This window comes from Cellulosimicrobium cellulans (assembly GCF_007679345.1).
Taxonomy (GTDB): domain Bacteria; phylum Actinomycetota; class Actinomycetes; order Actinomycetales; family Cellulomonadaceae; genus Cellulomonas; species Cellulomonas cellulans_A.
In genome coordinates this window covers 84,010-98,478 of sequence record NZ_VEGH01000016.1, presented here as the reverse complement: position 1 = coordinate 98,478, position 14,469 = coordinate 84,010, and the positions used below count along the sequence as shown (strand labels likewise).

The 14,469-nt window shown below is 78.6% G+C and carries 9 protein-coding genes; 2 read left to right on the top strand and 7 right to left on the bottom strand.

The annotated features are described in order from the left end of the window. Positions 1-241: 241 nt before the first annotated feature. The 7 genes from FS882_RS18240 to FS882_RS18210 all read right to left on the bottom strand — a co-directional run bounded on the left by FS882_RS18240 (position 242) and on the right by FS882_RS18210 (position 10,205). Positions 242-1,483, bottom strand: coding sequence for an MFS transporter (locus tag FS882_RS18240; RefSeq protein ID WP_158375239.1), 1,242 nt, complete (start codon positions 1,481-1,483; stop codon positions 242-244). Beyond that, positions 1,480-4,800 (bottom strand): ATP-binding protein, encoded by a 3,321-nt coding sequence (locus FS882_RS18235; RefSeq protein ID WP_158375237.1) that lies wholly within the window; start codon positions 4,798-4,800, stop codon positions 1,480-1,482. Before FS882_RS18235 ends, FS882_RS18240 begins: the two co-directional genes overlap by 4 nt. Continuing rightward, a complete protein-coding gene (locus FS882_RS18230; protein WP_158375235.1) occupies positions 4,797-5,687 on the bottom strand; it encodes a DUF3027 domain-containing protein in 891 nt (296 codons plus the stop codon). The genes FS882_RS18235 and FS882_RS18230 overlap by 4 nt, the downstream gene beginning before the upstream one ends. 2 nt (positions 5,688-5,689) lie before the next feature. Then, complete coding sequence (locus tag FS882_RS18225; protein WP_147795518.1) at positions 5,690-6,073, bottom strand: cold-shock protein; 384 nt, start codon at positions 6,071-6,073, stop codon at positions 5,690-5,692. Between the two features lie 137 nt (positions 6,074-6,210). Continuing rightward, positions 6,211-7,488 (bottom strand): EAL and HDOD domain-containing protein, encoded by a 1,278-nt coding sequence (locus FS882_RS18220; protein WP_187365362.1) that lies wholly within the window; start codon positions 7,486-7,488, stop codon positions 6,211-6,213. Positions 7,489-7,651: 163 nt separating this feature from the next. Continuing rightward, complete coding sequence (locus tag FS882_RS18215; protein WP_158375232.1) at positions 7,652-8,869, bottom strand: M20 family metallopeptidase; 1,218 nt, start codon at positions 8,867-8,869, stop codon at positions 7,652-7,654. A 1-nt stretch (position 8,870) separates the two neighbouring features. Then, positions 8,871-10,205: an MFS transporter gene (locus FS882_RS18210; protein ID WP_158375230.1), complete on the bottom strand. Its 1,335-nt coding sequence runs from the start codon at positions 10,203-10,205 to the stop codon at positions 8,871-8,873. A gap of 72 nt (positions 10,206-10,277) precedes the next feature. Here FS882_RS18210 and FS882_RS18205 point away from each other — a divergent pair, with 72 nt between their 5' ends. Further along, positions 10,278-12,767, top strand: a complete 2,490-nt coding sequence (locus tag FS882_RS18205) for a helicase-associated domain-containing protein (protein WP_158375228.1) — start codon at positions 10,278-10,280, stop codon at positions 12,765-12,767. Beyond that, positions 12,764-14,458, top strand: a complete 1,695-nt coding sequence (locus tag FS882_RS18200) for a DNA repair helicase XPB (RefSeq protein WP_158375226.1) — start codon at positions 12,764-12,766, stop codon at positions 14,456-14,458. The genes FS882_RS18205 and FS882_RS18200 overlap by 4 nt, the downstream gene beginning before the upstream one ends. The last annotated feature ends 11 nt before the right edge of the window (positions 14,459-14,469 follow it).

Genomic DNA, 14,469 nt, shown 5'->3' with positions numbered 1-14,469 from the left:
CTCCGGCCGCGCGCGCCAGCCGCGCGCGCCAGCCGCGCGCGCTCCGGCCGCGCGCGCTCCGGCCGCGCGCGCTCCGGCCGCGCGCGCTCCGGCCGCGCGCTCCGGCCGAGCGCGGTGGATCCAGCCGAGCGCGGTGGCTGCAGCTACCGCGGTCGACGCGGACCACCGCGCTCGGCGGCGGGCGGCGGGCGGCGGGCAGCGGGCAGCGGGGCGGCTGCCCGATCGGCGCGGGCCGCGCGGCCTAGGCCGCGCCCGGGTCCGCCGCCGAGCGGGCGGCGGCGGCGGCGCGGGCGGCGGCTGCCCGGGCCCTGGTCCGGGCCGTGGCGTGCTCGGACCACCGGGGCACGAACGCCGCCAGCGCGCCCGCGGCCAGCACCCCCGCCGCCCCCATCGTCACGATGCCCGCGGCCAGGCTGCCCGCGGCGGCGACGGCCGAGACGACGAGCGGGCCGGCCGCCGCGCCGGAGTCCTGGAACACCCGCCACACGCCGAGGAACTGCGCCCGGCCGTCCGGCGGCGCCACGTCGGCCCCGAGGGTCATGAGGATGCCGGAGCCGATGCCGTTGCCCAGGCCCATGACCATCGCCACGACGGAGAGCCCGGTCAGCGTGGAGGTCAGCGGCAGCACGGCGATGGCCCCGCCGAGCACCAGCATCGAGGGCACCGCGACCCACAGCCGGCCCCGCCGGTCCATCACCTTGCCCGCCGGGTAGAACAGCAGCATGTCGACGGCGCCCGACAGGCCGAACACCAGGCTGGTCGTCGCGGGCGCGAACCCCAGGTGCTCGGACCACAGCGGCAGCACCACGCCCCGGGTCGCGCGGACGGCGCCGACGAGCACCACCGCGAGCCCGAGGGTCGCGAGCAGCCGCCGGTGCCGCCGGACGAGCCCCGCGGTCGACACCCGCGGCCGGTCGCGCGCGGCCGGCCGCCGGTCGTCGACGTCGCGCGCGAACCCCACCACCGCCGCGGCGGCGACCGTGGTGCCGACCGCCAGCCAGAACACCGCGCGCAGATCGGCGACGTGCAGCACGGCCGCGCCGAGGAACGGGCCGAGGAACACCCCGATCCGGGACACCCCGCCGAGGGTGGACAGGGCCCGCGCCCGGTTCACCACCGGGACGACCTCCGTGAGGTACGCCTGGCGGGCGAGGTGGAACACCGCCGACGCGGCACCGGTGAGCAGGACGCCGACCGCGAGCACCGGCAGCGTCGGGGCCAGCGCGCCGACGGTGAGGGCGACGCACGCGACGAGGGCCGCGACGAGCATCGCCCGGCGGTCGCCGACCCGGGCCGCCAGGGCGCCCGCGGGCACGTCGCCGAGGATCTGCCCGACGCCCACCAGCGCCACGACCAGCGCCGCCTGGTCCAGCCCCGCGCCCATCCCCGCGGCCACCAGGGCGACCACCGGGGTGACCGCGCCGAGCCCCGTCTCGTACAGCAGGGCGGGCAGGTAGGCGGAGGTCAGCAGGCTGCGGGTCATCGGCCGTCCATCATGCCCCCGTCGTCGGCGACCTGCTCCACGGCGAGCTCGGCGGCACGCGCCGGCTCCACCAGGACGAGCTCCACCGCGTGCCGCAGCCGCCACGCGCCGCACGCCTGCGCCAGCCCGCGGGCGAGCCCGGCGAGGTGCGTCGCGTGCACGATCGCGTCCGGGCCCGTGCCGTCCACCCACCAGTCGACGGGCACCCCGTCCACGCGCAGCGACTCGTGCTCGATCCAGGTGTCCGGTGCGCCGGGCAGCAGCACCCGCACCGCCTCGGGGGTGGCGGACAGCGACCCGGCGTCGTCGCCGTCCGCCTCGTCCACCAGGCCGTCCGCGAGGTCGCCCGCCAGCGGGACGCCGAGCGCGTCGGCGAGGTCCTCGGGGTCGACGTGGCCGGTGACCGGCACCATCGCGGCGACGTCACCGCGCTGCCACCACATCGGCGCCGGGGCGACGGCCGCGTCCTCGGCGTGCACCAGCGCGACCCGGTCGGGCGCGATCAGCGCCGGCAGCACGTCGACGTCCGGCGCGGCCTCCGGTCCGGCGGCGGCCAGCCCGGCCCACGCGGACCACACCGCGGCCGCGAGGTCCAGGTCGACCCGGCCGCCCAGCGGCGCGGCGGCGCGCAGGAGCGGGTTCCACGCGCCCGGCGGCACCGCGCCGAGCGACGCGACACCGCCCAGGGCCGCCTGCGCGGCGGGGTCGAGCGCGGCGACCTCCTCGGGCGCGGGCGGGAGCAGCCGGGCGACCGCGGGCTCGGCGCCGGCCACCGCGAACGGCGTCGCCAGCGGCAGCCCGGAACGGTGCCGCAGCCACCACGCCGTGTACCCGGGCGCGGCGCGGCCACCGGGCACGCGCACCTCGTCGAGCAGCGCGCGGCGCAGCGGACCGGGCTCCGCGAGCCGCGCGAGCACCGCGGGCCAGGCACCCGGGTCGGCGGCGTCGAGGTCGGCGACCGCCAGCACCTCGGGCAGGGTCTCGCCCTCCCCCGCCGCCCCCGCGACCTCGGCCAGCCACGCGTCCCAGCCGTCGAGCGCGTCGGTGACCAGGTCCGCGTCGTCGTCCCCGAGCGCGAGGTCGTCCGCCGACGCCACGACGTCGGTGAGGACGAGCGGCACCAGGTCGGCGCGGACGCCCGCGGCGGCGAGCGCGTCCGGGCCCCACCGCTCGACGGCGTCGGCGGCGACCGGCGCGAGCACCCGCGGGTCGAGCAGCCGGGCCGCGCGGGACCCGGGGAGCACGAGGCCGTGCGCGGGCGTGGGCTCGCCGTCGGCCGCGCGCAGGGTGAGCAGGCCGAGGAGGGCGCGGTCCACCGGGACGGGGCCAGCGCCGCCGGGGGCCGGGTCGCCGGACGCGGACGCCGCGCCCGCCGGCACCGCGCCGTCGGCCACGGCGGCCCGTACCAGGGCGAGCACCGCGTCGCTGATCTGCTCGGCGGCGGCCACGTCGTCCTCGCCGGCCTGGTCGAGCACGGCCTGCCGCACCCCCGGGTGCGCCAGCAGGGACGCGGGGTCCGCGGGCGCCGCGCCGAGCCGCTCCAGCACCTCGTGCGCCGCGCCCGGGTGCACCAGGCGCACGCCCCAGCGGCCGAGCACCGCCAGCGCGGCGCCGACCGGGCCCGCGGGGTCGAGCGCGCCGGCGACCGGCAGCAGCAGGCCGCGCGCGCCCCGTACCACCCGGCCGTCGGCCAGGGGGACGGGCAGCGCGGCCAGGGCCTCCCGCACCAGCGGGTCGCCGGCGGCCGGGGCGAGGGCGGCGTAGAGCGCCCGCCACCGCTCGGGCGGCAGCCCGGACGCCGCGGGCAGCTCCTCGACGCACTCGGCCGCCTCGCGGATCTCCACGCCCAGGGACCGCGCCGGGCCGAGGCCGCCCTCGGGCAGCACGACCAGGCCGGCGAACCACGGCGCCAGGGCCCGGGTCAGCTCGGGGGCGGACGGCCCGGCGAGCGCGACGGCGCGCTGCGGCTCGACCAGGTCGCCGGGCCCGGCCGCGCCCGGCCCGGCGGGACCCGCGTCGGCCGCGCCCCGCGCCGCCGGCAGCAGGGGCGTGCGCGCGAGCGCCTCGACCAGCCGGCCCCGCAGCGCGGCGTCCAGGTCGCTCGCGGGCAGGCCGCGCGGGACCAGCCCCAGCGCGTCCGCGCCGTCGGCGGCGACGTCGGCGGCGAGCAGCGCGTACGCCCCGGCCGCGACGTCGAGCAGGGCGTCGGTCGCGCGGCCGCGGGCGGCGTGCCGCCGGGTCGGGTCGAGCGGCACGGTCGCGACCAGCAGCGCGGGCAGGTCCAGGGCGTCGTCGGTGGGCGTGGGCGCGTGCAGGACCCGGTCCCAGCCCGCGCCGATGTCGCCGGACGCGCGGCCGGACAGCGCCGTGAGCAGGTCGCCGCCGCCCGCCCCGCCGACCTCGTGGGACGGCAGCGCCCACGTCACGCGCCAGCGCCGGCGGGACCGCTCCTCGACGGGCCGGTCCGCGAGCAGGGCCGGGTCGAGCTCGCCCTCCACGGTGCGGCGGCGCCACCGCCGGTCGACGTCGGCGACGCGGCGACGGTCCCCGGCGAGGTCGTCCTCGACCACGACCTCCGCGAGGCCGGGCAGCGCGAGCAGCAGGGGGTCGCCGACCTCGGCGAGCATCGCCCGCACGGCGTCGACGGCTGCGTCGTCGCGGAGCGTGAGGACCACCGCCGTGTCGTAGCCCTCGGGCGGCCGGCCGGCGTCCTCGCGGGGCAGCCGGAGCGCGGGCAGCGAGCCCTCGCGGCGGGCGACCTCCTCGGCGAGCCGCGGCTCGTCGGCCGCGGCGAGCGCCAGCTCCCGGCGGGTGTCGTCGAGCGAGAACCGCACGGCGCCGGAGGTCGACCGCACCCGGACCTCGTCGGCGACCGCGCGGACGGCGGCGAAGCCCACCCCGAACCGGCCGACCAGGCCCGGCCCGGTCGTCGCGCCGCCGGCCCCCGGCCAGTCCCGGGTCGCCGAGGCGCGCATGGCCGCCATCGACGCGACCCCCGCGGGGTCGAGCGGGGCGCCGGTGTTCGCGGCGACGAGCACCCACGGGCTCCCGGCGGCGCCCGGCCCGGCGCCGCCCGCTCCGGCGCCGTCCGCCGCGTCGGGCGTGGTCAGCCGCAGCAGCAGCCGCCCGGGGGTCCCGGCGCGCACCGCCGCGTCGGCGGCGTTCTGCGCGAGCTCGACGACCACCCGGTCGCGGTAGTACCCGCGGGCGTGGTCCTCCTCGGTGTTCGCGTCCTCGCGCAGGCGCGCCGGGTCGGCGCGCCACGTCCCCAGCACCCGCTCGCGCAGCGCGCGCGTGCCGAAGACGTCGGGGGTCACGACCGGGGCTCGTCCTCCGCGGGCGACGCGTCGCCGGTCGCCTCGTCCTCGGTCGGGTCGCCGGCCACGACGGCCTCGCCCTCCGCGGCCGGTCCCGGCACGGCCTCGCCGTCCTGCTCCGCGTCGCGCCCGGCCCCGACGACGTCCGCCGTCGGCACGACGTCGAGCTCGCGCGCGACGGGCACCTCCGGCCACTCGGACGGCCGCGGCTCGACGTCGGTCTCGGAGTGCGCGCCGCAGCCGTGCTCGAGCGCGACGACCCGGCCGTCGTCCGGCGACCACTCGTTGACGCACACGCCGAACACGGTGCCCAGCGGGCCCTGCAGCGGCACGAGGAACCCGCACGTCATGCACGGCTCGGCCGAGGCCACGGCGCCGGCGGACGCGGGGCCCTGCTTGGAGCGGTACCAGCGCTCGGCGGCCTCCGCGATCCCCACGGGCGACAGCACCCGGTTGCGGGCGAGGGCGAGCTCGTCGATCGCGACCTCGTCGACCTCCGGGTCGCCGGTCGGGGTGAAGCCGGGCTCCAGGCGCGGGTCGTCGGCGCGGAACGGCAGCACGTCGCCGGGGCCGAGGTCGCCGGGGCGCAGCCGCTCGTCCCACGGAACCCAGGCGGGCGCGAGGACGGCGTCGTCGCCGGGCAGCAGCACGGCCTCGCAGACGGTGGCCTTCCGGGCGCGCGGCACCCGGGACAGGGTCACGGTCCACACCCAGCCGCGGTAGCCCTTGGCGGTGCAGGCGAACCGGTGCGAGACGAGCCGGTCGGCCTCGACGGTGTACCCGAGGTGCTCGCCGACGTCCTGCGGGTGCTCGGCGAGCTCGAGGGCGGCCTCGCGGGCGAGGTCGACGGCGCCGCCGAGCACGGCGTCCTGGGTCGCGGTGGCCATGCTCAGGCCTCGAGGTCGTCGGCGACGGCGCGCAGCAGGGTGGCGACCTGCTCGGCGCGGGACTTCTCCGGGCGGCGGCCGCGGCGCAGGTCGTTGCCGACCCGGTCGAGGACCTTGATGAGGTCCTCGACGATGACGGCCATGTCGTCGGCGGGCTTGCGCTGGACGGCGGCGACCGAGGGCACCGGGTCGAGCAGCTTGACCGCGAGCGCCTGCGGGCCGCGGCGGCCGTCGGCCACGCCGAAGTCCACCCGGGTGCCCGGCTTGGGGGTGCCGATGCCCGCGGGCAGCGCGGACGCGTGCAGGAACACCTCGGTGCCGTCGTCGGCGGCGATGAAGCCGAAGCCGCGATCGGTGTCGAACCACTTGACCTTGCCGGTGGGCACTGCGATCCCCTGTGCTCGTCGGAACTCGCGCGGCGTCGCGCCGCACGTCACCAGGCTACCGGTCGCGCCGCCCGGCGGGCGCCCCCGTCCCCGGGCCCCCGGACCACCCGGGGGGGACCGGCCGGCCCGCTCGGGGCTCAGCCGAACGCCACGTCCTCGCCGGCCCCGGGGACGGCCTGCAGCCGCGGGACGGGCTGGTAGACGGTCGCGAGCAGGGCGCGCGCCTCGCGGAGCGCCGTCAGGTACACGAGCGAGACGTGCAGCGCGGAGTACGGCGACCGGATCGACGGCACGGCCTCCTCGGCGATGGCGTCCAGGTAGGCGTCGAGCACGTCGCAGGCGGCGACCACCCGGGCGCTCGGCTGGGACCGGTGCAGCTCGGGGTCTAGCTCGGCCACCGGCACGTCGAGCAGCTCGGACACGATGCGGACCAACGCCTCGGTGGACGCCTCCAGCGGGTCCTGCGGCGCCAGGATCTCCGCAGCCCGGGTCCGGGCGAGCGCCATGAGCGGGATCTCGTCGTCGTGGTGGCCCGCGGTGGCGAGCACCTCCAGCACGAGCATCGCGCGGAACCGCTCGCGCCCGAGCAGCACCAGCGCCTGGTGCAGGTTGCGCACGGTGCGCCCGGCGCCCGACACCGAGTTCACGACCCGGAACACCTTGAGCGCGATGGCGGGGTCCGCGGCGGTCAGCCGGGCGAGGCGGCGGTAGGACACCTGCGGGTCGCCCAGCTGGACGAGCAGCCGTCCGGCGACCATCGCGTGGTGCGCGAGCGCCGGCCGGGTGAGCACGGTGGGCCGGCGGAAGTGGTAGCCCTGGAACAGGTCGAAGCCGGCGTCCTGCGCGGCGAGGAAGTCGATCTCGTCCTCGACGTGCTCGGCGACGAGGGCGGCGTGCGGGGCGACCGCGCGCAGCTCCTCGGCGAACGCGGCGAGCCGGTCGCCGACGTCGGACATGTCGACCTTGACGTAGTCGCACAGCGGGAGCAGGTCCCACCGCTGGTCGCCGGGCACGAAGTCGTCGAGCGCGATGCCGAACCCGAGCCGGCGCAGCCGCTCGACGCCGGCGACCACCTCGTCGTCGGCGGGGACGTTCTCCAGGACCTCCAGCACGACGCGGTGCGGGTCCAGCGCGACCGGCAGCTCGTCGACGATGAACGAGCGCGGGACGTTGACGAAGAGGTCGCCGTTGCCGGCCAGGTCCTCGACGCCGAACTCCGTCAGCGTCGCCACGATGACCGTCGCGGTGGCGCGGTTGTCGTCGACGCCGGGGCGCACGCCGGACTCGAGGGCGTCCGGGCTGGCCCGGAACAGCAGCTCGTGCCCGATCGGCCGGCTCAGCACGTCGTAGATGCCCTGGCGCGCCACGCACACCTCGCGCGTGGCCCGGGGCAGGTGCCCCGCCGTGATCGACATGCGTGTCCCTTCCGCTCGAGCGCGTGGCCGCCCGTCGAGGGGCGCGTCGACCCCTGTCATCGGCACGGGTGAGGCGGACCTGAGCGCTCGAGCGGGTGGAGCCGCAGATCAGGCGGGGGTCGTCCCCCGGTCGGGCGTCCGCCGGGGGTGCGGGACGACCGGGTCAGCCCTGCGCGAGCCGGTCCAGCGCCAGCGCCGCGAGCAGCGCCGGGCCCACCGCGAGCGCTCCGTCCTCGAACCGCGCCTGCGCGGAGTGGTTGTACGGCGCGGTGCGCGGGTCGAGGTCGGCGGGCGTGGCCCCGACGCCGAGGTAGGCGCCGGGCACCTGTTCCAGCACGTATGCGAAGTCCTCGGAGCCGGCGAGCGGCTGCGGCGCGGTGACGTAGGACCGCTCGCCGAACAGCCCGGCCGCGAGCCGTGCGACGCGGTCGGCCTCCTCGGGCCGGTTCGACGTCACCGGGTACCCGCGCCGGTAGTCGACGGTGACGGACAGGCCGTGCGCGGCGGCCACGCCCTCGCAGACCCGGACGAGCCGCTCGGGCACCACGCCGTGCACCGCCTCGGAGAACGTCCGGACGGTCGCCTCGATGCGGGCGTCGGCGGGGATCACGTTGTCGGTGGTGCCGGCCTCGATCCGCCCGACGGTCACCACGACCGGGTCGAACACGTCGAACTGGCGGGTGACCATCGCCTGGAGGGCGAGCACGATCTCGGCGGCCACCGGCACGGGGTCCAGCGCGAGGTGCGGCATGGAGCCGTGCCCGCCGCGGCCGTGCACCGTGACGTGCACGGTGTCCGCGGCGGCGAGCAGCGTGCCGGGGCGGCTGGTGATCGCCCCGGTGGGGAGGATCGCCGAAAGGACGTGCAGCCCGTACGCCGCGACGACCCGCTCCCCCGCGGCGTCGAGCACGCCCTCCTCGATCATCCGGCGCGCGCCGTGGTCGCCCTCCTCGCCGGGCTGGAACATGAGGACGACCGAGCCGGCGATCTCCTCGCGCCGGGCGGCCAGCAGCCGGGCGGCGGCGACCAGGCCGGCGACGTGCAGGTCGTGCCCGCACGCGTGCATCGCGCCCGGCACCTCGCTCGCGAACGGCTCGCCCGTCGCCTCGGTCACGGGCAGGGCGTCCATGTCGGCCCGCAGCAGCACCGCGGGGCCGGGGCGCGCGCCGCGCAGGACGGCGACCACCGAGGACAGCCCGGTGCCGGTGCCGACCTCCAGGCCCAGCGGCTCCAGCGCCTCGAGGACCAGCGCCTGGGTGCGCGGCAGGTCGAGCCCGATCTCGGGGGTGCGGTGCAGCGCGTGCCGGAGCCCGGCGGTGTCGGGCAGCAGCGCCCGGGCGTCGGCGCGCAGGGCGTCGAGGGCGGAGCGGTCGAGCGGCATGTCAGACCTCCGTGGTGTGCGGTGCGGCGACGGGACCGGCGGGGCCGGGTGCAGGAGACGGCTCGGCACGGGTCCCCGCCAGCGTCTCGACGGGGTAGAGCAGCCGCTCGCTCACCAGCCACGAGCCGACGGCGGACGCCGTCAGCCCCGCCGCCGCCCACACCGGGACCAGGCGCAGCGCGTCGCGGGAGATCAGCCACTCGGCCACGAACAGGAACGTACCGCCGAACAGCGCGATGGCGGCGCCCGCGGGGACGCCCAGCGCGACGGCCCGGATCGGCACCGGGAACAGCCGCGCCCCGGCCACCGGCGTGACGCCGAGCTGCAGGCCCACGCAGACGGTGAACACCGGCGCCGCCACCACGTACGGCACGACGCCGGCCGCCAGCCCGAGCATGAGGGGGACGACCAGGACGGCCGCGGCGGTGAACCCGGTGCGGATCAGCGCGAGCGGACCGAACCGGTCGGCGAGGAACCCGGAGACGATCATCGCGACCAGCAGGCAGATCAGCGCCACGGTGTGCTGCGCGGCGGCCTGGGTCTCGGTGTAGCGCCCGGTGTGCCCGGCGAACTCCGGCAGGTACACCGACCCGAAGTAGACGCCCATCGTCGACCCGATGGTGAGCATGAACGCGAGCGCCATCCGGCCCGCGTGCCGGCGCAGCAGCGGGCCGGCCGGCTCCACCCCGGCGTCCCGCGCCCGCTCGAACACCTCCGACTCCGGCACCCCGCGCCGGATCCACAGCGCCAGCAGACCGCACAGCGCCGCGACCACGAACGCGATCCGCCAGCCGCCGTCGCGCAGGCCGTCCGGGCCGAGCACCCCGAGCAGCACCGCGAGCACCACCGTGCCGCCGAGCGTGCCGAGCGCGTCGCCGGAGTACGCGAACGCGCCGTACCGGTGCCGGCGCTCCGGCGGGGCGACCTCGACGACGTAGGTCGCCGCCGTGGCGACCTCACCGCCCATCGCGATGCCCTGCAGCATCCGGGCGAGCACGACCACGACCGCGGCCCACCAGCCGGCGACGGCATAGGTCGGGGCGGCGGCGATGACCGCGGCACCCAGGGCGATCAGCGACACCGACGCCAGCAGGCCGGTGCGCCGGCCCTTCGTGTCGGTGATCCGCCCCATCACGTACGACCCGAGCGGCCGGACCACGAAGCCGACGGCGAACACGACGTACGCGCCGAGCACCCGCGTCACCGGGTCGTCGCCGGGGAACACCTGCCCCGCGAAGTACGGCGCGAGCAGCGCGTACATCGTCCAGTCCAGCGACTCGACGAAGATCCCCGCGGTGCTCGCCACCACGACCCGTGTCCTGCGCACCCGTGCCATCGCTGCCTCCCGGCGGCTCGCCCCGGCGGACCCGGCCCCGCGCCGGACCCGCCGGAACGTATCGTGGTGCGGATGGCCACGTTCAGCGAGCACCTGCGCGGCAGGTCGGACGACGAGCTGGTGCGCCTGCTGCTGCGGCGCCCGGACCTCGCGCACCCGTCGCCCGCCACGCTCGCCTCCCTCGCCGCCCGCGCCACGAGCCGGCCGAGCCTCGAGCGCGCGCTCGCCGGCGTCGACGCGGCGGTGCTGCAGGTGGTCGAAGCCGTGGTGGCGCTGCTCGCCGGGTCCACGGACCCCGCCGACGGGGTGCGGGCCCGGGACGTCGTCGCGGCGGTGGGCGCCTCCCGGGCGGAGACGCCCGCGGTCCGGGCCGCGCTGGCCACGGCGACCGACCTCGCGCTGGTGCATCCCGCGGGCGGCCGCGCGTCGGACCCGGTGCTGCGGCCCGCGCCGGGCGTGGCGGAGCTGCTGGGCCCGGCGACCGCCGGCCTCGCGGCCCCCGCGCCGCACGACCCCGACCCCGCGGCCGTCCCCGGTCTCCTCGCGGACGCCCCCGCCGCGGGCCGCGCGGTGCTCGACGCGCTGACCTGGGGCCCGCCGGTGGGCGTGCGCCCGGCGGTCGGCCCGGCCGCGGACGCCGTCACGGAGCTGGTGCGCGCGGGCCTGCTGGTGCGGGCCGACGACCGGCACGTCGTGCTGCCCCGGACCGTCGCCCTCGCGCTGCGCGACGGCCGCACGCACCGCGCGCCGGCCACGCCGCCCGCGCCGGAGGACCTGCCGCACCGCGACCCGGCCCTGGTCGAGGCCGAGCACGCGAGCGCCGCGGAACGCGCGGTCCGGCTGGTGGCGGGGCTGCTGCGGCTGTGGGGGCAGGCGCCGCCGGTGGTGCTCCGTGCCGGCGGACTGGGTGTGCGGGACCTGCGCCGCACCGCGGCCGCCCTGGAGGTCACCGAGCCCGAGGCCGCGTTCGTCGTCGAGCTGGCGGGCGTCGGCGCCCTGGTCCGGGACGACGGCGAGGAGTCCCCGCACCACGTCCCGACGACGGTCGCCGACGAGTGGCTGGCGCTCGACCTGCCCGGCCGGTGGGCCCGGCTCGCGGCGTGGTGGGCGGCCACCCCGCGGTGGGCCGCGCTGGTCGGCACCCGCGACGAGCGCGGCGGGGTCCGCCCCGCCCTCGGGCCGGAGCTCGGCCGCCCGTGGGCGCCGCGGCTGCGGCAGGCGGTGCTCGGCCTGCTCGCCGACGCCGGACCGGGCGCGGCACCGGACGCCACCGCCGTCCGGGAGGCGCTGGCCTGGCGGACGCCGCGGTCGGTGCCCCCGGCCGACGCGGTGGCCGCCGTGCTGCGCGAGGCGGGCTGGCTGGGCGTGCTCGGGGCGGGCGCCCTGCCCGCTGCGGGTCGCGCGCTGGTGGACCCCGACGCCGACCCGCGGCCCGCGCTGGCCGCCGGGCTGGGCGCGGCGCTGCCCCCGGCGGTCGACGACCTGCTGCTCCAGGCCGACCTCACCGGCATCGTGCCGGGCCGCCCGAGCCAGGAGCTCGAGGCGCTGCTCGACGCGTCCGCCCGGGTGGAGTCCCGCGGCGGGGCCGTGACGGTGCGGTTCACCCCGGAGTCGGTGCGGGACGCCCTGGACGCCGGGGCCACCGCCGACGACCTGCTCGCCGACCTCGCGTCCCACGCCCGCGGCGGCGTGCCGCAGCCGCTGGAGTACCTGGTCCGGGACGCCGCGCGCCGGCACGGGCGGCTGCGCGCCGGCGCCGCCTCCTCGTACGTCCGCACCGAGGACCCCGCGCTGCTCGCCGGGCTCGCGGAGGACCCCAGGCACGCGGACCTCGGGCTGGTCCGGCTCGCCCCGACGGTGCTGGCCGCGCAGGCGCCGCTGCACGAGCTGCTCGCCGCGCTGCGGGCGCACGGGCTGGCCCCGGTCGCCGAGACGCCCGACGGGCAGGTGCTGCACGCCGCCCCCACGGTGCGGCGGGTGGCCGCCGCCCGGCCCCGGTTCGCCCCGGACGAGCCCGGGCGCGGGGCGCAGCCGCCGGCCGAGCGTGCCGCGGCGCTGGTGGGCGTCCTGCGCCGGGCCGAGGAGGCGCGTGCCGCCGGCGGCTCGACCGGCGGGGCGGGGGCCGTGGTGCGATCGGCGGCGGCCGAGGCGGCCGGTGCCGCCCGCGCGGACGGCAGCCCGACGCTGCGCGACCGCGCCTCCGGCGTCGCCGCCGCCACCGCCGCGGCGCGCGCCGGGCGGCCCGGCACCGGCTCGGCCGCGGGCACCCGCGGCGGCCCGCGGCCCTCCGGGGGAACAGCCGACCCCGCCGAGGCGTTGGGGCTGCTGCGCGAGGCGGCCGCCGGGCACACCGAGGTGTGGCTGGACGTGGTCGGCTCGCGCGGCGCCCTGGAGCGGCGGCGGGTGCTGCCGGTCCGGGTCGACGGCGGACGGGTGCGCGTGGTCGACACCGCCCGGGACGCCGAGATCGTGGTCGCGGCCCACCGCGTCGCCGCGGTCACCCCGGTCGGCGCACCCGACGCCGACGAGACACCCGAGCCCCGGGAGACGGACACCGCATGACCGACGGACCCCTGATCGTCCAGAGCGACAAGACCCTCCTGCTCGAGGTCGACCACGACCAGGCGGAGGCCTGCCGCCGCGCGATCGCCCCGTTCGCGGAGCTGGAGCGCGCGCCCGAGCACGTGCACACCTACCGGCTGACCCCGCTGGGCCTGTGGAACGCCCGGGCGGCGGGCCACGACGCCGAGCAGGTCGTCGACACGCTCCTGGAGTACTCCCGGTACCCGGTGCCGCACGCGCTGCTGGTCGACGTCGCCGAGACCATGTCCCGGTACGGGCGGCTGCAGCTCGTCGCGCACCCCGTGCACGGCCTGGTGCTGCACGCCCTCGACGCCGCCGTCATGGCCGAGGTGCTGCGGTCGAAGCGGACCGCCGGCCTGGTCGGCGAGCGGATCGACGAGACCGACGTCGTCGTGCACGCCTCGGAGCGCGGGACCCTCAAGCAGGCGCTGCTCAAGCTCGGCTGGCCCGCCGAGGACCTCGCGGGCTACGTCGACGGCGAGGCGCACCCGATCGACCTGGACACCTCCGGCGAGTCGAACGTGGGCACCGACGGCGCACCGCGCCCGTGGCAGCTGCGGCCGTACCAGGCGGAGGCTGCGGACGGGTTCTGGCACGGCGGCTCCGGCGTCGTCGTCCTGCCCTGCGGCGCCGGCAAGACGCTGGTCGGCGCGGCGGCGATGGCCCGGTCGAAGACCACCACGCTCATCCTCGTCACCAACACCGTGTCCGCGCGCCAGTGGCGGGACGAGCTCATCCGGCGCACCTCGCTGACCCCGGACGAGATCGGCGAGTACTCGGGCTCCCGCAAAGAGATCCGGCCGGTCACGATCGCGACGTACCAGGTCCTCACGCTGAAGCGGAAGGGCATCTACCCGCACCTCGAGCTGCTCGACGCCCGCGACTGGGGCCTCATCGTCTACGACGAGGTGCACCTGCTGCCGGCGCCGATCTTCCGGATGACCGCCGACCTGCAGGCGCGCCGCCGCCTCGGCCTCACCGCCACCCTGGTGCGCGAGGACGGCCGCGAGGACGAGGTGTTCAGCCTCATCGGGCCCAAGCGGTACGACGCCCCGTGGAAGGACATCGAGGCGCAGGGCTACATCGCGCCGGCCGACTGCGTCGAGGTGCGGCTGACCCTGCCCGAGCGCGACCGGATGCTCTACGCGACCGCCGAGCCGGAGGACAAGTACCGCCTCGCGGCCAGCGCCCCGGGCAAGACCGAGGTCGTCAAGCGCCTGGTGGCGAAGCACCGCGGCGAGCCGCTGCTGGTCATCGGCCAGTACATCGACCAGCTCGAGGAGCTCGCCGCCGACATCGACGCGCCCGTCATCACCGGCGGGACGTCCGTGACGGAGCGGCAACGGCTGTTCGACGCGTTCCGCGCCGGGGAGATCTCGACGCTCGTGGTGTCCAAGGTCGCGAACTTCTCGATCGACCTGCCCGAGGCGTCGGTCGCCATCCAGGTGTCGGGGTCGTTCGGCTCCCGCCAGGAGGAGGCGCAGCGCCTCGGCCGGCTGCTGCGCCCCAAGGGCGACGGCCGCACCGCGCACTTCTACGCCGTGGTCGCGCGGGACACCGTCGACCAGGACTTCGCGGCGCACCGGCAGCGGTTCCTCGCGGAGCAGGGGTACGCGTACCGGATCGTCGACGCCGAGGACCTGGAGCAGGCGACGGAGGAGCCGGCCTGACCGGGCGACCT